The sequence below is a fragment of the Acinetobacter sp. CY17 genome (assembly GCF_059515825.1).
This window is the reverse complement of the sequence record NZ_JCAKMX010000006.1, coordinates 61,409-79,596: the sequence shown is the minus strand read 5'-3', so window position 1 is coordinate 79,596 and position 18,188 is coordinate 61,409. Positions and strand designations below refer to the sequence as shown.

The window sequence follows — 18,188 nt, the reverse complement described above, 5'->3', positions numbered from 1 at the left end:
CGTTTCATTCCAAAGTTTAAGGAATTGCTATGAACGCTTTAACTGCACTTTCTCCATTAGATGGACGCTATGCGAGCAAATGTGATGCTCTACGTCCTTTTCTTTCTGAGTTTGGTTTAATCCATGCTCGTGTGACTGTTGAAGTGCGTTGGTTACAAGCGCTTGCGAACCGTCCAGAAATTACGGAAGTTCCAGCGTTTTCTAACGAAACAAATGCTGCACTGGATGCAATCGTGGCAAATTTCTCAGAAGAGAATGCCAACCGCATTAAAGAAATTGAACGTACCACTAACCACGATGTGAAAGCGGTTGAATATTTCTTAAAAGAACAAATCGCTGATATTGAAGAGTTAAAGAATGCGGGTGAATTCATTCACTTTGCATGTACTTCTGAAGACATCAACAACTTGTCTCACGCCTTAATGCTTAAAAATGGTCGTGAAGTATTGCTTGCAGCGATGCAACAAATCATTGATGCGATTGTTGAACTTGCTGAAAAACATGCAGAACAACCGATGTTGTCACGCACCCATGGTCAAACAGCAAGCCCAACCACATTGGGTAAAGAAATGGCGAACGTGGCTTACCGTCTTGCACGTCAAATCAAACAATTTAAAAATGTTGAACTTCTAGGCAAAATTAATGGTGCTGTTGGTAACTACAACGCACACTATTCTGCTTACCCAGACATCAACTGGCCTGCACATTCGCAAGCATTTGTAGAGTCTTTAGGTTTAGAATTTAACCCGTACACCACGCAAATTGAGCCACATGACTACATGGCGGAACTTTTTGACGCGTTACGTCGTTTTAATACTATCTTAATCGACTTTAACCGTGACGTTTGGGGCTACATCTCTTTAGGCTTCTTCAAACAACGTTTAAAAGAAGGCGAAGTCGGTTCGTCTACTATGCCGCATAAAGTCAATCCAATTGACTTTGAAAACTCTGAAGGTAACTTAGGTATTGCCAATGCAGTGCTTGCGCACCTTGGTGAGAAACTTCCTGTATCGCGCTGGCAGCGTGACTTAACCGACTCAACTGTTCTTCGTAACATGGGTGTTGGTTTTGCACAAAGCTTAATCGCGTTTGAAGCTTGCTCTAAAGGTATTGCTAAACTTGAACTCAATGCTGACCGTATTTTAGAAGATCTAGATAATGCTCAAGAAGTATTGGCTGAACCAATTCAAACTGTAATGCGTCGTTATGCAGTTGAAAAACCATACGAGAAACTAAAAGCGCTGACGCGTGGTCAAGCAATGACACGTGACATGATGGTGAGCTTTGTAAACGGCGATGAATTACAAGCAGTTCCTGCTGAAGATCGTGCCCGTTTAGCCGAAATGACACCTGCAACCTATACCGGTAATGCAGCGGATCAAGCCAAACAAATTCAAGCTTTAATTGCTAAAATTTAATCTATGATCTTAAAAAAGCGGCGTTTAAACGCCGCTTTTTTGATGTGTCAAATATAACTTTGCGCTTGTAACAAACTGTCATCTTGTTGCCATGTTGTGCTGATCAGCACAGGCTCAATCGCTACTTCAGCTGTCATCACAGCTGTTTGCTCACCCAATAAGGCTGCTAGAATCGGTTCAACCGTATCATTCTGGTTTTCATCTAAAAGCAAGCCTTGCGCCAGTGTATGGGCTGTATTAAAAGCCAAACTTTCATCTATCGCCAAGCTGACACTGACTGTGTCCTCTTCAGTTTCCTCAACCTCAGGCACGGCTACTTCAATCACGCTAAATTTAAAAGTATCACTCATGGCACTGGTGTTGCCACTGGCATCCATCTGACTAAAAGTAAAGCTATGTGCACCTAAACTTAGATCGAAATCAGGGGTATAGGTCCATGTGCCATCCGTTTTTACTTTGACTGTGGTAATGGCAATACCATGATCATAAATGGTTAAAGTGGCATTGGCTTCACCGCGTCCGCTAAACTGTGGACGTGCATCGTCAGTTTGCGTATTTTGGCTGATATTACCTTTTTGCTCCCCTATATCATCTGCCACAATTAAGGTAGTTAAACTTACCTTGGCCGGTGCAATGGTATCTTTGCGGCCAATCACTTGCGTGGCAAGTGACTGATTATTGGCAGCATCAGTTGCATAGACATTGGCGCTACTATTATTCAGCAATGGAGTATTGAGCGTAATACTAAATTTACCTTCACTGTCGGCTTGCGCTGAACCGATTGTAGTTTCTTGGCCATTACTGACGATGGTAATTTTAATTTTGCTGTTTGGCTCTGCAGTACCTGTCACGATTGTACCTTCTGCGTTAATACTGGCTTTTACTGCTTCAGGCGCTAAGGTATCAAGGCTTGGTTTCAAAGTAATAGCATCACTGCCATTGCCAGCAGCGTCTTTGACCACAAGCGTCGTGCTGCTTTGATCAGTTAGGGCTGGATTAAGATTGAGCTCAAAATAGCCTTGACTATTGGCACTCGTACTCGCCAGCACTTGGCCTTTGTCATTATGAATCTCAATGCGGCTATTGGCTTCTGCATAGCCTTTCACTTGGTTACCTACGCTATTCACTTCAAGCTTTGCTACAGCCGGTGCTAAAGTATCTTGTCCCACAATCACAGTACTTTGTGGTGATTGATTACCCGCTGCATCTTGGGCAATGACTTTCGCCTGCGTATCTTTTGCTAAAGCTGGCGTTATGCTTAAAGAGAATGACCCATCTGAGCCAGCGGTGACTGGACCTGCCAATAAAGTCTTTCCATCCGCAGTGTAAAGATTGACTTTACTGCCAGCCTCAGCACGTCCCGACACGATACTACCTGCCTCATTAAATTGGGCTTCTGGTGCTTTGGGTGCAATGGTGTCTTTGCTGCCAGTCACAGCCACAAGACTGGATTGATTGCCGGCAGCATCTTTAGCATAAATACCAACGCGTTCACCATCGGTGACATCACGTTTTAATTGAATACTGTAGTTGCCATTGGCATCGGCAGTGGCTTCACCAATAATATTATTTTGTAGATCTACCACATAAACTTTGGCTTTGGCTTCGGTTTTACCGCTAATGACTTTTCCTGCAGCATCAATTGTCGCTGTTGGGGTGGCAGGCGCGGTAATATCTTTAGGTCGATCACTGTCATCATCATTTTTAAATGCAGTTAAGTAGATTGCTTCAATACCCAGTACCACCAAGGCAGGTTTGACCCACGATTTTTCATACCATGCTGGATTGGCCACGGGCTCTTCAGCCACAACCGTGGTGGGTTGAGTATTCACCCACGTTTGACTGCTGGCCAATTCGGTTAAATGTTGAATCGGGTTATACTGAATCACTTTTCCTTTGCCATCAAATTCAACCAGATCAAATTGTCCATCTTGATTAGGGAATACTAGGCTGTGTGGCGTTGAGCCATCAGCATGAAAGAACTGCTCAAGGGTAATTTTTTCGCCATTATTTAAAGTCACAATCAGTTTGTTGCCTGCACGTACAATACTGGCAATATCATCGCGGCTATGACTAATTTGGATGATGGATGCTTGATTCAGTGCCACCAATTGAGTATCAGTATTATGTAAGGTGGCTAAGTTTTCTTTATTTAAAACGACGATAATCGCCATAGAGTCCTCAAAATTTTCAATAGCATCATGCTAAAGGCTCTAACTTAACAAAAGCCTAAAAACCCGACAACGCTTAAAACAAAAAAACCAGCAACATGCTGGTTTTTTTATGTATCGAGGCTTTAAAGCTTAGGATCACGCAGCTGAACCAAATGACTATTCGCTTGAGATAAGGTCTCTAGTACCTTGTTGACCACACTTGGCACCAAACCTTGAGCCATCTGTGCTGCTTGCAAGCCCAGCTTTTCCCCTAGGGTTGGTTTTTTACGGGTATGAATACAATACACATCATGTTGATCGAGTAAGCTGAGTAAATATTCATCAGAGGTTTTTAATTCATCCACCAATTTTAAATCTAAAGCATCCTGCCCATACCAATGTTCACCAGTTGCTACCTGTTCTACATTGAGCTGATTACGATACTTCTCAACAAAGTGTTTAAACAGAGCATGCGTTTGTTGTAACTCTTGTTCAAATTTAGCTTTACCCTCTTGCGTGTTTTCGCCAAACATGGTGACAGTACGTTTATACTCGCCTGCGGTATACAGTTCAAAATCAATATTGTGCTCTTTGAGTAACCGGTTAAAGTTCGGCACTTGTGCGACGACCCCAATCGAACCCACCACCGCAAACGGTGCAGAGATAATTTGATTGGCAATACAGGCCATCATATAACCACCACTGGCCGCGACTTTATCTACGCAAATGGTCAAATGAAAACCTGCTTCACGTAAACGCACCAATTGTGCTGCTGCTAAACCATAACCATGCACCATTCCGCCTGGGCTTTCTAAACGCAATACCACGCGATCACGTCCAGCTTCTGCTGTCGCTAAAATTAAGGTAATTTCTTCACGTAAACTTTCTACTGCTGAGGCTGCTGTGTCACCACTAAAATCAAGGACATAGACTTTTTCATTGTTCTTTTTACGCGCACGCGCTTCTTTAGAGAGCTGCTGATTAAACTGTAATAGTTCCAATTTAGATGCCGTCATTTGCGCAATTTTTTTACGTTGTTGATTAACACGCGCATTTAAGTGGCTAATGGAAATTTCGGCAGGAACCTTAGGTACATGAAATAGCATACATCTCTCGTATAATTTTTTGTTCCTTAAGAACATGAGGTCAAATTAAACAAAATTCAATGTTTTTTACAAATAAAAAAGAGCCCGTAGGCTCTTTTTGATCACGCAGCTTTTAACCAAAACGTCCAGTGATATACGCTTCTGTTAACTGATGATCAGGCTGAGTAAAGACTTTTTCAGTTGAGTTCACTTCAATTAAATCACCCAAATGGAAGTAAGCCGTACGATCTGAGACACGCGCTGCTTGTTGCATCGAGTGCGTTACAATAGCAATGGTATATTGGTTAGAGAGTTCAGAAATTAACTCTTCTACTTTCGCTGTCGCAATTGGATCGAGTGCCGAACATGGTTCATCCATTAAGATCACTTCAGGAGAAACCGCAATAGTACGTGCAATACATAAACGCTGTTGCTGACCACCTGATAAGCCTGTTCCCGGCTGATTGAGACGATCTTTGACTTCATCCCAAAGGCCGGCTTTACGTAGACTGCTTTCGACGATTTCTTCTAGATCGTATTTATCACGTGCTAAACCATGTAATTTAGGACCATAGGCGACGTTATCAAAGATCGACTTTGGAAACGGGTTAGGCTTTTGGAACACCATACCCACTTGAGCACGCAACAACACCACATCCAAATTAGGATCATAAATGTCTTGATTGTCGAGCATGACCTTACCTGTCACACGGCAACTATCAATGGTATCATTCATACGGTTTAAGGTACGTAAAAAGGTTGATTTACCACAGCCCGATGGGCCAATAAAGGCAATCACTTCATTTTCATAAATGCTTAAGTCAATGCCTTTAATTGCTTCAGTTTCGCCATAATAAACATGTACATCAGATGCACTGAGTTTGACATTTTTGGCTGCCTGTTCTGCTTGTGTCGCAGGTGTAGCATGCACTTGAAAGGCGTGGTGTGGCGACGTCGTTTGCTGTTCAGTCACAGGATTCACATTATCCAATACAGTATTCATCAATTTTATCCTCAATTACCAACGCACTTCGAATTTTTTACGTAACCAGATCGCAAAAGCATTTAGGCTGAGCATCAGGGCCAATAATACAATGATCGCCGCAGCGGTACGCCCTTCAAAGAAATTACGTAATTCATTGCCTTGCCATAAGAAAATTTGAACTGGCAATGCGGTGGATTGATCAAATGGAGTAGCAGGCACACTTGCAACAAAGGCGCTCATACCAATTAAAAGGAGTGGTGCTGTTTCACCTAATGCTTGTGCAACACCAATAATAGCACCAGTTAAGATACCAGGTAGCGCCAGCGGTAAGACATGGTGAAATACGGTTTGGACTTTCGATGCACCAAGACCTAAAGCCGCTTGACGAATCGATGGTGGCACCGCTTTTAATGAAGCACGTGTGGTAATAATCACCGTAGGCAAGGTCATTAAACTTAACACTAAACCACCCACAAATGGCGCTGACAGCGGCAAATGCATCCAACCAATAAAGATCGCAGCACCCAGTAAACCAAAGACAATAGAAGGTACAGCGGCTAGGTTGTTAATATTGACTTCAATAATATCTGTCAAAACATTTTTAGGTGCGAATTCTTCTAAATAAATGGCAGATGCCACACCAATTGGAATCGAGATAAAAATCACGATTAACATCATAAATAGCGAGCCCATAAAGGCACCTGCTAAACCTGAGGTTGCAGGTGAACTGCGTGAGTCCGCACTATAGAAGATGTTGGTATTAAAGCTGCTCTCAAGCACACCTTTGGCTTTTAAATCATCGGCCAATTGGCGTAGCTCAGGGCTTAATTGTTGCTGCGCATCAGGTAATGAACGATCAATGTTACCAGCCAACCAAACATCTACATTGGCATCAGCCAGTAAATTAATCTCTTTGGTTTGCCCAATTAAGCTTGGATCTTTAAACACCATGTCACGAATGCGATAGGCTTCTGAACTGGTATACAGACTCGACAATTGATCACGATAATTGGTTAAACTTGGATCTTTAGCAATCATCGCATTGACGATTAAAGCATCCCAATCCACCATGCCCATTTGGGTTTGCCATGCAATATAACGCTGCTCATATTGTGCCGGTGTTTCACCTGCAGCTGCGGTTGGTTTAGGTCCAGCATCAATCACTTGACGATCAAAGGTGATTGGTAAAGTCATGCTGGTTTGCCAAAATGCAGGCAAACCTTTGGCTAAAATGCTACTAAATAGCAACGCAACAAAGAACAGACCAGCCATGACCGCCATAAAGCCTGAAGCTTTAAAGATTTTTTCTTTACGATGGCGTTTAGCAAGTGAACTGGCAATTTTAAGCTTACGTTGTTCACGGGCACCTGCCGCGGCCTTAGCATCAAACTCAGGCACAGTGGTGGATGGATTTGATGTACTCATTCGTATTGCTCGCGATATTTACGCACGATATACAGTGCAATGATGTTGAGACCTAAGGTAATCACAAATAAAGTTAAACCTAAGGCAAAAGCGACGAGTGCTTGTGGGCTGGCAAAATCAGTATCGCCAGTCAACTGGTTGACAATGGTAATAGTAACGGTCGAGATCGCTTCTAAAGGATTGGCATGCAATAATGGGCTATTACCTGCGGCTAACACCACAATCATGGTTTCGCCAATGGCACGTGAGGCTGCCAATAAAAATGCCCCAATAATACCCGGTAAAGCTGCCGGCAATACCACTTGACGAATCGTTTCCGATTTGGTGGCACCTAAGCCTAAAGAACCATCACGCAGTGCACGCGGCACTTGGGTAATAATGTCATCTGAGAGGGATGAGACAAATGGGATGATCATAATCCCCATTACAAAACCTGCGGTTAAAGCACTGGTGGCATTAATTTCTAAACCAATACTTGCCCCTATAGCTTTAATAAATGGGCCCATCACCACTAAAGCAAACACACCATAAACGATGGTTGGGATACCCGCTAACACTTCAATGGCAGGTTTGGCCCAAGATCGAAATTGTGGTGAAGCATATTCGGCTAAATAAATTGCAATCATGAGGCCAACAGGTACAGCAACTAATAGTGCAATACCACTGACCATCAGTGTGCCCCATAACAGTGGCAAGAGACCATATTGACCATCAGCTGAACCTGAGGTACTAAAACCTGGGTTCCACTGAGTACCAAAGAAAAAGTCGAAAGGACTAACAAAGCTAAAAAAGCGCATCGCTTCGCTGAACATTGACATGACAATGCCAATGGTGGTTAGGATTGCAACACCAGAACACAGTGCGAGTGCAATATTGACCACTTTTTCAACTTGATTACGGGCACGGTAGTGCTGGCTTAAACGTTTTTTAGCGATTAATAAACCAGCAATTGCCGCAGTTAACACCACTGCACATTTGGCAAAGGTGGCAATGCTGGCCATTTTTGCCAGTTGTGCTGCCGCGGCCAATTCATAACTTGCCGCTTGATTACTTACCCCAAAGCCTGAAGCAATGGCTTGTACGCGATCCATCAACACGCTCATGCCTGCTGGATCTAAACCTGCAGCAATATCAGCAGGTACATTGTTTAACACCACATGGCGTAAAATACTCGGTTCAATGAGGTTCCATAGCAATAAAATGATGATCGCAGGGATACCACACCATAAGGCCACCAATGCCCCGTAATAACCTGGGCGAGAATGTAGCATCGCCGAGTTATTGCCTTGACCTGCTAAATGACGACTTTTGCGTAAACCAATTTGATAAGCAATGGCAATCAAAGCTAGTAATACGCCTATAAGCAGCAGATTCATGTCTTCTCCAGCATTTTTTTCAATGACTTGAAAAAAGATTGCAAAAAAGCCAAGTACGCTTTGAGGCGACTTGGCGGTTTTGTGATATCAATTATTGCACTGCTTGACCAGCTTTAAAGTTAGCCAAGATTTGAGCACGCTCTGCATCCGACAAAGCAATTAAACCTGCTTTTTCAAGCTTTGAACCTTTGCCTGATACTTTGGCATTTAAGAAGTATTCAGTAAATTGACTTAAGCCTTGAATCGACTTTAAGTGTTCACCCTTCACATAAAAGTAAAGTGGACGTGATACTGCATAAGCGCCATTTAAAATGGTCTTTTCAGACGGTACCACATTATTTACTGTTGCTACACGTAGCTTGTCACGGTTTTGATCATAGAAACCTAAACCAAATACACCTACAGCGCTTGGTGATGTCGTTAAACGTGCTAAAGTTTCAGTATAGTCACCTGAAATCTCAACCACACGTCCATCTTTACGGAAGGTCGTACACGCTTTTTTATGTGCATCTTTGTCTAAAGACTTGATTGCAGCATAGGCGTTACAGCCTGCATCAACCATCTTTTCTTGGAACACTTCACGCGTACCATGATTCGATGCCGGAATTACCAAGGTAATCGGTTCATTTGGTAAAGTTTTATCAATTTGGTTCCAATGTGTATACGGGTTCGCCACCATCTTACCTTTAGATGGCAACTCAGCAGCTAGTGCAGCAAACACATGATAAGGCTTTAATTTATATTCACTTTTTTTAGAATTTGAGGCAAAGACAATGCCGTCATAACCAATTTTAATTTCTAAAACTTGATTTACACCAGCTTGTTTACAGCTCGCAAGCTCAGTGTCTTTAATTTTGCGCGATGAGTTCGCAATATCAATAGTATTGTCACCAACACCATTACAAAATTGCTTTAAACCACCTGATGAACCACCAGAACCCACTACAGGGGCTTTAAACTGGGGAAAGGTATGTCCAAACTCTTCTGCCACAATACTTGAATATGGCAAAACTGTTGAAGAACCAGCAATTTGAATTGTGTCTCGTGCTGCATTGGCAGTCGTTGCTGCCAAAGTACCTGCTGCCAGTGCGATAGCAATGTGAGTTAAGCGCATTCTCATCTCTCTTGATTAGCCCGAAAGTACAGCACTAGAATTGTTAAGTTGTGTACTTTTTTCGATAGAAGCATTTTGATTTTAAAATATGACAGATAAGTGACAAGTAGATGACGCTTTGATGATATTTAACTTTCAGCGTTATGCTTTAATATTTAAAATTTTAGATAATTTATCTTTATTTACAATATCTTATATATTTATCTTAGCAAATTTAACCCCTTATCTCTTTAAAAATATGAAATAAATATATGACTTCAACTTAGCTTGTGACATAAAAAAAGCACCCCACGGGGTGCTTTTTTTCATTGCTTCAATCTTAAGATTTAGTCAATTGGTGGTGTATAAGTGCCATCTGCGATTGGGCCTTTGATACGATCAGCTTCGCTAAGCACAAGTGCAAGCAAGTTTTTCACGTTGTCTAAAGTTGCAACAGGGCTTAAAGTCGTCATTTTCAGCGATTGAACTTGACCAACTTTAGTCACACCAATATTGGCTTCACCACGAGCAAATAGCTCATCTGCAACGTTCTGGTTTAAGGTATCAAGTAATTCTGTTGGGTAACCCTCAGGAATTACACGGAATAATACCGATGCAAACTGTGGATCTACCAGCATTTCTAAACCATCAGTTGCAGTAATATAATCTGCAACTTCACGTGTTAAAGTCACACCGTGGTCGATCATTGAACCATAAAGCTCTTCGCCCAATGCTTCAACAGTCATCCACAATTTTAACGCATCAAAACGACGTGTGGTTTGTAATGACTTAGACACTAAGTTAGGTACGCCATGCTCTTCATCATACGCTGAGTTTAAGTACTCTGCTTCATAATGCATGAAACGATAGTTCGCTTCATCTTTGAGCAAGAATGCGCCACAAGAAATGGTTTGGAAGTAATGCTTATGGAAATCAAGTGTTACCGAATCCGATAATTCGATTCCAGCCAACATATCACGGTGATCATTCGACAGAATTAAAGCACCACCCCAGGCTGCGTCGATGTGCATCCACGCGCCATATTTGTTGGTGATTTCACGTACTTTATGCAATGGATCAATCGCACCAGCATCAGTAGTACCCGCAGTTGCAACCACACACGCCACGATCTTGCCTTCTGCTTGAAGGTGAGCCATGGTTTTCTCAAGTGCGTCCATGTCCATACGTGCGTTTTCATCAACAGGAACAGTCACTACCGATTGGAAGCCCATCCCCATCATCGCCATGTTCTTTTGCACAGAGAAATGCGCATTTTCAGAACAGATGACTTTAACATTACGCATTGCTTCCGCTGGCACGCCATCACGCTGAACAGACCACGGATTGCCGTTTTCGTCTTTCCAGTTTTTTGCGATACATGCATCACGTGCAAGAAGCACACCCATCAGGTTAGACTGGGTACCGCCAGAAGTGAACACACCAGCTTGGCCTGCACCATAACCCACTTTTTGACGTAGCCAGTCAATCAGCTGAACTTCCATCAAAGAACCCGCTGGGCTTTGATCCCATGAGTCCATAGATTGGTTGGTTGCGTTAATCAGCACTTCCGCGATTTGGCTTGTTACCATCGTAGGACAATGCAAATGCGCGAGTGAGTGTGGGTGATGTACTTTTAAGCTTTTATTTAAGAAAAGCTCAACCATACGATCAAGAGACTTTTGTACACCTAAGCCTTCTTTAGAAGGATTAAATGCAATCGCGCTACGTAGCTCTTTGATGCTACCGCCCGTGTACATTTTGTCGTCTTGTAACCATGCTGCAACTGCTTGAGTTGCTTGTTCCATTGCCGACGTATAGTCAGCAATAGATGCAGCATCATTACAGAGCAACGCTTTACGATGTTCTGCAAAATCAACCATTATTACGCGCCTCGAACAGCAACTAGAGCTTCAGCAAGAGCTTTCTTGAAGCGAACAATCACTTCAACACATTCTTCTTGAGTGATGATCAATGGGCAAAGTAAACGGATTACTGTACCGTTACGACCGCCTTTTTCAAGCAACAATTGGTTATTGAAACAAGCCGTTTGAATTGCCGCAGCTAATTGAGAATCAGCAGGTAAAGAACCCATATGATCCGCAGCTTTACGCTCGTCTACAATTTCAACACCGATCATTAAGCCACGGCCACGAACGTTACCGATACATGGGAATTCCGCTGCTAATTTTTTCAATTCAGCTTGTAGATAATCACCACGCTCTTGCGCGTTTTGTGCCAAGTTTTGCTCTTTAATGGTTTTGATCGTTGCAAGACCTGTACCCATCGCCAATTGGTTACCACGGAATGTACCCGTGTGACCTGCTGGCTGCCAAGCATCAAACTTACGTTTAATACCAAGTACTGCAAGTGGTAAGCTACCACCTACTGCTTTAGACATCACCACAACATCAGGTTCGATACCCGCATGTTCAAAGGCAAACATTTTACCTGAACGTGCAAAGCCCGCTTGAACTTCATCAAGAATAAGGACAATGTTGTGCTTTTCAGTCACTTCACGGATTTTCTTTAACCATTTTACTGGTGCTGTTACCACACCGCCTTCACCTTGAATCGCTTCAAGAATCACAGCTGCTGGCTTAGTTACACCGCTTTCAACATCTTCAATGAAGTTTTCAAAGAAGTAAGTTAAAGCATCTACACCCGCTTCACCGCCAAGACCCAATGGGCAACGGTATTCGTGTGGGTAAGGCATAAACTGAACGCCCGGCATTAAACCATTCACAGCATTTTTTGCAGACAAGTTACCTGTCATTGCCAATGAACCGTGTGTCATACCGTGGTAACCGCCAGAGAAGCTAATCACTGAACTACGACCTGTAAAGGTTTTTGCAAGTTTAATCGCCGCTTCTGTACCATCTGCACCAGATGGACCACAGAACTGTAAGCAATATTCTTCTTTGCCACCAGGTAATTGCTCAAGTAACGCTTCAGTAAACGCATCTTTTAAAGGTGTGGTTAAATCCAAAGTATGTAATGGTAGACCACTTGCAAGTGTGTCTTGAATACTTTGAATCACTGCAGGGTGATTATGGCCCAAAGCCAAGGTACCCGCCCCAGCTAAACAATCAAGGTACTGTGTACCTTCAACATCGGTAACCCAACAACCTTGTGCTTTCGCTATCGCAAGTGGAAGTTTACGTGGATAACTACGCACATTCGATTCCATCTGACTTTGGCGAGTCAAGTAGTATTCGTTTGTGGAATTGGTGGCAGGATTTACTGAAGTAACGCTCATATCGAATTACCATCTCTGATATGGGTTGAAAGAAATAAGTCTGGTGACTTTTGGTCCTTTGACTCGGTGCTTTATAGGTTCTAGTTAGAGTTTTGTGCATGGTGATGCAATTGCTAACTAGAGGGCGGATGATACAGATTTTAAAAAAAAAATAAATAACTTTTAGTCTTTAATCGTGACTAGATGCATGAAAAAAAACAATCACATGTATCAACGACTTAAATTATCATCTCACATTATGACAGTTGAAAGAAATCCCTAGCGATGGATGAATATTTTTTTTGCGACTCAATTGGGAGTTAAAAGACCGACTCAACCACTTTAAGCTTTTGTTTTATAAAATCTTATTAAAATAATCCAAGATGCATAATGAGTTTAAATCTTTACATTCTTACCACAAATTACGCCATAATTTTCCTCAAAGCAATTTTAATATTCACTGCAGTACGAAAATGGATGATGGTAAAAATGATGATGAAAAAATGGGTGATTTTTAGCCTTGTGGCAAGCTTACCTTTGGCGACCTTGCATGCAGAACCGCTCAATTATAATGTGGTAAATTTACAAGCTGAGGCTGAACGTCAAGTGGCTAATGACGAAATGCATGCCGTGTTATATGTGGAAAAATCCCATAAACAACCCAATCAACTGGCCACTCAAATCAATAGCGCCATGAATTTAGCTTTGGCACAGGCCAAAAAATATCCGCATGTCAATATTGAAACTGGTGCACAAAGCACTTACCCAATTTATGATCCTGATAATCGTAAATTAAAAGAGTGGCGTGGACGCAGTGAACTACGTTTACAAAGTACTGATTTTAAAGCCATGAGCCAACTGATTAGCGAGTTGCAATCCGAGTTACAAACTGGCGCGATTAATTTTGCAGTCTCTGAGCAACTGCGTCAAAAAGTTGAGAATGAGTTAATCTTAGAAGCTTCTAAAAACTTTCAACAACGTGCTGACACCATGCGTAAAGCATGGCAAAAAACAGGCTATCAATTGGTGAGCTTAAACATAAATACCAACAATTATGGCGCACCCATGCCACGTATGGCAATGATGGCCAAAGCCTCGAGTGATGGCGTGCCTGAACAAACAGTTGCCGCAGGTGAATCTAAGATTAGCGTGAGTGCCAATGGCAGTATTCAATTTAAATAAGGCATAAAAAATCCCGCTCGAAGGCGGGATTTTTTTAAATTGATATTAGTAAATCGCCATATGGTTACGATGAATCATCTCTAGCGAGCGTGCTTCACCTAACACTTGGTAGACTTTATCTGAGGCTAAACCTTTAACAATTTCAGCCGAACGCGAACTAAAGTTCACCCGTCCTACTGCAATACGATGGCCTTGGGCATCGACACATTCCACCACATCACCGCGCTCAAAATGCCCTTCCACAGCTTTGACACCAACAGGCAATAAACTACGATGATTGTCTTTAATGGCTTTAATGGCACCATCATCAATCACCAAACGACCTGCGGTTTGTAAATGTGCGGCTAACCATTGCTGATGTGCCGTGACACGATCATCATCGGTAATAAATAATGTGCCAAGCATTTCACCCGCCATTAAACGTGACAATACTGCGTCACTATCACCGCTGGCAATTAAAGTTGGACAACCTGATTTAGCCGCTAAACGTGCAGCACGAACTTTGGTCAGCATACCACCACGACCAAACTTCCCGCCACCGCCTGCCATATCAAACAGACTCTCATCCATCGCACGTACTGTAGTAAACAGTTTGGCATTTGGGTTAGAACGCGGATCTGCGTCAAACATGCCTTCTTGATCGGTTAAAATAATCAACAAATCAGCATGCACTTGACCTGCAACCATGGCAGCAAGTGTGTCATTGTCACCAAAGCGAATTTCATCGGTAGATACGGTGTCATTTTCATTGATGACCGGAATCACACGCCAATCAATCAAATGCTGTAAGGCATCACATGAATTAAGGTAACGACGACGATCAGCTAGGTCATCATGGGTCAATAGCACTTGCGCGCTACGAATTTCATGTTGTTCAAGAACACTCGACCAGGTTTGAATCAAACCCATTTGACCAATGGCGGCACAGGCCTGAAGACTCGGTAAATCTGTGGGTCGGCTGTCAAGCTTCATACGCACCATCCCTTCAGCCACAGCACCTGATGACACCAAAATAATTTCGTGTCCAGCATTGTGTAGATCTGCGATTTGTCCCGCCCAATGCGAGATAGCATCTAGATCTAAACCCTGCCCGTTTGCTGTGAGTAAAGATGATCCGATTTTTACAACGATTCGTTTGCAATCCTTGAGCTGACGTTGCCCATCTACCACTTCTATCATCTTGTCCTCAGACTTGTTTTACCAGTTAGCGTACGTAGTACACTTCCACATCATTATCTTCATCGTCTTCGTCATCTTCATCATCGCCCAAAATACCAGCAAGACGTTGTTGACGACGCATTTCGCGATACGCTTCTTTCGCAGCAATGGTTTGCTCACGTGTTTCAGCTTCAAGCTGATCACGGAAGGCTTTCATTTCGGCTGCATAATCAGGATCTTCAACTTCACGTTCACGTTGTGATTCGATTTGATCCATCAGGTAGTACACAACGTCTTTGGTGCCTTCAAAGGTTAGACCTGACGTTTTAAAGACAGGACCTGTCCACTGCATTTCTGCAAGTAAATGGTCACACCATTCATCACGGGTATCACTTGCCAATTGATCGACTTTGTTAAGTACCAATACAATTGGTAATTTCGACAACGTTGGGGAGAATTTCTCAAGCTCATTTAAAATCGCTTTCGCGTTATAAGCAGGATCAGAACCATCAATTGGTTGAACATCTACAATGTGTAATAAGATACGGGTACGTGCAAGGTGTTTTAGGAAACGAATACCAAGACCTGCACCGTCTGATGCACCTTCGATCAGACCCGGAATATCCGCCATCACAAATGAACGATGACTATCGGCATCTACTACACCTAAGTTAGGGACCATGGTGGTAAATGGATAATCTGCCACTTTTGGTTTTGCTGCAGATACCGCACGGATAAAGGTTGATTTACCCGCATTTGGCATACCCAGTAAGCCAACATCCGCCAATACTTTTAATTCCAGACGAATTTCACGGAATTCGCCTTTAAAACCATGCGTACATTTACGTGGAGAACGGTTAGTCGATGATTTAAAGTGTGTATTACCTAAACCACCATCACCACCTTGTGCCACGATTACGCTTTGACCACTTTGTACTAAGTCGCCAATAATGTCACCAGATTCGGTATCAACAATGGTCGTGCCTACTGGCACATAAAGCACTACAGATTCACCACCGCGACCAGCACAGTTTGCGCCACGACCGTTTTTACCGCGCTCGGCACGGAATCGACGGGTATAACGATAATCTACGAGGGTACTGGTGTTTTCGTCAGCTTGAATAATGACATTACCGCCACGACCACCGTCACCACCATCTGGACCACCAAATGGTACGAATTTTTCACGGCGAAAACTGGCTACGCCATTGCCACCGTCGCCAGCCTCTACGGTAATGACTGCTTCATCAACAAAGCGCATATTGCCAATCCTCTAAAAACTTTAAAACCGCCTATTCTGCCATATTTTAAAGAATTTCTCGAATAGATTTAAGCCAGAATGCAGGTATTTTGCATTTCGTTAATTTTTAAGTGCTGAAAGCCTAGCGAAACGCCCCTATTTTACCCCATCAGTTTGCTTGAATCATGTGGCTAGCAAAGAGCACCAGCCTCGTCATTGATTTCAACATAAAAAAAGCGCCTCAACTGAGACGCTTTTTTATTCTTACTTTACAACTTATGCAGTTTGTTCCGCAGGAATTTTAGGGTAGCTTACGCCGCCCATTTGTTCAGCAATACGTAATACTTGGCAGCTATAACCCACTTCGTTATCGTACCAAACATAAGCGGTTAAACGGTTACCTGAAGTGATTGTTGCTTGCGCATCAAATACACCTGCAGTGCGTGAACCGATAAAGTCAGATGATACAACTTCTGTCGAGTTGGTATAACCAATTTGACCTTGTAGGCTTGAATTGATTGAGATTTGGCGAATGTACTCATTCACTTCTTCACGATCCACTTCTTTGTCTAAAGTTAAGTTCAAAATCGCTAAAGATACGTTTGGTGTAGGAACACGTACAGAGTTACCTGTTAACTTACCTTTAAGTGCAGGAAGTGCTTTCGCAACTGCTTTCGCCGCGCCAGTTTCTGTAATCACCATGTTTAGTGTTGCAGCACGGCCACGACGGTCTGCTTTATGGTAGTTGTCGATTAAGTTCTGGTCGTTAGTGAACGAGTGAACTGTTTCAACGTGACCATTTAACACTTTGTATTTGTCTTCTAATACTTTAAGTGTTGGTGTAATCGCGTTAGTGGTGCAGCTTGCAGCAGAGATGATTTTGTCTTCATCTAAGATGTCTGCTTGGTTCACACCAAATACCACGTTCTTCATGTCACCTTTACCAGGTGCAGTTAAGATCACGCGAGCAGCGCCTGGGCATTCTAAGTGCTGAGCAAGACCTTCAGCATCACGCCATTTACCTGTGTTATCAATGATTAATGCATCGTTGATACCGTAAGCTGTGTAATCTACTTCAGATGGTTTACCCGCATAAATCACTTTGATGAATTGACCGTTGGCAATAATTGCTTCGTTTTCTTCATCTACAGAAATTGTGCCAGCAAATGGACCATGGATTGAGTCACGGCGTAATAAAGACGCACGTTTTTCTAAATCGCCATCTGCAGTTTTACGTACCACAATTGCTTTTAGGTTTAAGCCACGACCAAGACCAGATTGGCTGATCATCAAGCGTGCAAGGATACGACCGATACGACCGAAACCATAAAGTACAACGTCTTTGCCTTCTACAGCAGTTGGACGACCTTCAGCTGCTTTAACTGCGTTTGCAACGAATGCATTCACGTCGCCGCCTTGCGCTGCAAATTCAACAGCAAGTTTACCTAGATCAATTTCAGCTGTACCGATGTTGTCTAACTTCGCCAATGCTTCAATGATTGGGAACGTATTAACAACAGAAAGTTCAACGTCAAGTACGCGAGTACGACGGTGTGCTTTTAAGATCTGGATCACAGAACGGTTAACTAAAGAACGACCGAATACTGAAACCACGATGTTTTTTTCACGGTATAACTGACCGATTAACGCGATCATTTGTTCCGCAAGTTCTTCACGGTTTTTCCAGCGACCTTGGTGCTCTGCATGTAGGGCGATGATAGTCTCTTTGCTCACAGATACGTCCTCTAATTAATTGTATATCTAGGCATAAATTTCAAAACCCGACAATTGTAATGGAATTCTGCCAAAGTTTGAATCAAAAGCTGCCTGTGCTTGCC

At 42.8% G+C, this 18,188-nt stretch carries 11 protein-coding genes and 2 pseudogenes; 2 read left to right on the top strand and 11 right to left on the bottom strand.

The genetic code is table 11. The features are described 5' to 3' along the window. Positions 1 to 29: 29 nt before the first annotated feature. A complete protein-coding gene (gene purB, locus AC5YCI_RS06205) occupies positions 30 to 1,418 on the top strand; it encodes an adenylosuccinate lyase (protein WP_496128564.1) in 1,389 nt (462 codons plus the stop codon). 47 nt (positions 1,419 to 1,465) lie between these two features. Here the strand turns inward: purB and AC5YCI_RS06200 are convergent, their stop codons facing one another. The 8 genes and pseudogenes from AC5YCI_RS06200 to AC5YCI_RS06165 form a co-directional block, all read right to left on the bottom strand. After that, positions 1,466 to 3,592, bottom strand: a complete 2,127-nt coding sequence (locus AC5YCI_RS06200) for an Ig-like domain-containing protein (protein ID WP_496128565.1) — start codon at positions 3,590 to 3,592, stop codon at positions 1,466 to 1,468. Between the two features lie 122 nt (positions 3,593 to 3,714). Then, on the bottom strand, positions 3,715 to 4,677 hold the full coding sequence (gene sohB / locus AC5YCI_RS06195; protein WP_496128566.1) for a protease SohB: 963 nt from the start codon (positions 4,675 to 4,677) through the stop codon (positions 3,715 to 3,717). Positions 4,678 to 4,789: 112 nt separating this feature from the next. Continuing rightward, positions 4,790 to 5,548, bottom strand: a pseudogene (pstB, locus tag AC5YCI_RS06190) (phosphate ABC transporter ATP-binding protein PstB); the annotation flags it as partial. Between the two features lie 126 nt (positions 5,549 to 5,674). Continuing rightward, a complete protein-coding gene (gene pstA, locus AC5YCI_RS06185) occupies positions 5,675 to 7,066 on the bottom strand; it encodes a phosphate ABC transporter permease PstA (RefSeq protein ID WP_496128567.1) in 1,392 nt (463 codons plus the stop codon). Then, entirely contained in the window at positions 7,063 to 8,442 is a 1,380-nt protein-coding gene (pstC, locus tag AC5YCI_RS06180; protein WP_496128568.1) for a phosphate ABC transporter permease subunit PstC, read from the bottom strand. Before pstC ends, pstA begins: the two co-directional genes overlap by 4 nt. Before the next feature lie 91 nt (positions 8,443 to 8,533). Beyond that, complete coding sequence (locus AC5YCI_RS06175) at positions 8,534 to 9,556, bottom strand: substrate-binding domain-containing protein (RefSeq protein ID WP_496128569.1); 1,023 nt, start codon at positions 9,554 to 9,556, stop codon at positions 8,534 to 8,536. 326 nt (positions 9,557 to 9,882) lie between these two features. Then, entirely contained in the window at positions 9,883 to 11,415 is a 1,533-nt protein-coding gene (locus tag AC5YCI_RS06170) for a pyridoxal phosphate-dependent decarboxylase family protein (RefSeq protein WP_496128571.1), read from the bottom strand. A gap of 2 nt (positions 11,416 to 11,417) precedes the next feature. After that, positions 11,418 to 12,791, bottom strand: a complete 1,374-nt coding sequence (locus AC5YCI_RS06165) for a diaminobutyrate--2-oxoglutarate transaminase (RefSeq protein ID WP_496128572.1) — start codon at positions 12,789 to 12,791, stop codon at positions 11,418 to 11,420. 540 nt (positions 12,792 to 13,331) lie between these two features. On the opposite strand from AC5YCI_RS06165, the pseudogene AC5YCI_RS06160 reads away from it, so the two are divergent. Further along, positions 13,332 to 13,952: pseudogene (locus AC5YCI_RS06160) on the top strand (SIMPL domain-containing protein); the annotation flags it as partial. Positions 13,953 to 13,997: 45 nt separating this feature from the next. Here the strand turns inward: AC5YCI_RS06160 and proB are convergent. The 3 genes from proB to AC5YCI_RS06145 all read right to left on the bottom strand — a co-directional run bounded on the left by proB (position 13,998) and on the right by AC5YCI_RS06145 (position 18,084). Continuing rightward, entirely contained in the window at positions 13,998 to 15,131 is a 1,134-nt protein-coding gene (proB, locus tag AC5YCI_RS06155; protein WP_496128573.1) for a glutamate 5-kinase, read from the bottom strand. Between the two features lie 25 nt (positions 15,132 to 15,156). After that, complete coding sequence (gene cgtA, locus AC5YCI_RS06150; RefSeq protein ID WP_496128574.1) at positions 15,157 to 16,371, bottom strand: Obg family GTPase CgtA; 1,215 nt, start codon at positions 16,369 to 16,371, stop codon at positions 15,157 to 15,159. A gap of 255 nt (positions 16,372 to 16,626) precedes the next feature. Then, on the bottom strand, positions 16,627 to 18,084 hold the full coding sequence (locus tag AC5YCI_RS06145) for a glyceraldehyde-3-phosphate dehydrogenase (RefSeq protein WP_496128575.1): 1,458 nt from the start codon (positions 18,082 to 18,084) through the stop codon (positions 16,627 to 16,629). Positions 18,085 to 18,188: the final 104 nt, after the last annotated feature.

Excerpts from the sequence above, each read along its gene's own strand:
- purB (WP_496128564.1), top strand. The coding sequence starts at position 30 with ATGAACGCTTTAACTGCACTTTCTCCATTAGATGGACGCTATGCGAGC.
- AC5YCI_RS06165 (WP_496128572.1), bottom strand. The coding sequence starts at position 12,791 with ATGAGCGTTACTTCAGTAAATCCTGCCACCAATTCCACAAACGAATAC.
- AC5YCI_RS06200 (WP_496128565.1), bottom strand. The coding sequence starts at position 3,592 with ATGGCGATTATCGTCGTTTTAAATAAAGAAAACTTAGCCACCTTACAT.
- AC5YCI_RS06170 (WP_496128571.1), bottom strand. The coding sequence starts at position 11,415 with ATGGTTGATTTTGCAGAACATCGTAAAGCGTTGCTCTGTAATGATGCT.
- pstA (WP_496128567.1), bottom strand. The coding sequence starts at position 7,066 with ATGAGTACATCAAATCCATCCACCACTGTGCCTGAGTTTGATGCTAAG.
- proB (WP_496128573.1), bottom strand. The coding sequence starts at position 15,131 with ATGATAGAAGTGGTAGATGGGCAACGTCAGCTCAAGGATTGCAAACGA.
- sohB (WP_496128566.1), bottom strand. The coding sequence starts at position 4,677 with ATGCTATTTCATGTACCTAAGGTTCCTGCCGAAATTTCCATTAGCCAC.
- AC5YCI_RS06175 (WP_496128569.1), bottom strand. The coding sequence starts at position 9,556 with ATGCGCTTAACTCACATTGCTATCGCACTGGCAGCAGGTACTTTGGCA.
- cgtA (WP_496128574.1), bottom strand. The coding sequence starts at position 16,371 with ATGCGCTTTGTTGATGAAGCAGTCATTACCGTAGAGGCTGGCGACGGT.
- pstC (WP_496128568.1), bottom strand. The coding sequence starts at position 8,442 with ATGAATCTGCTGCTTATAGGCGTATTACTAGCTTTGATTGCCATTGCT.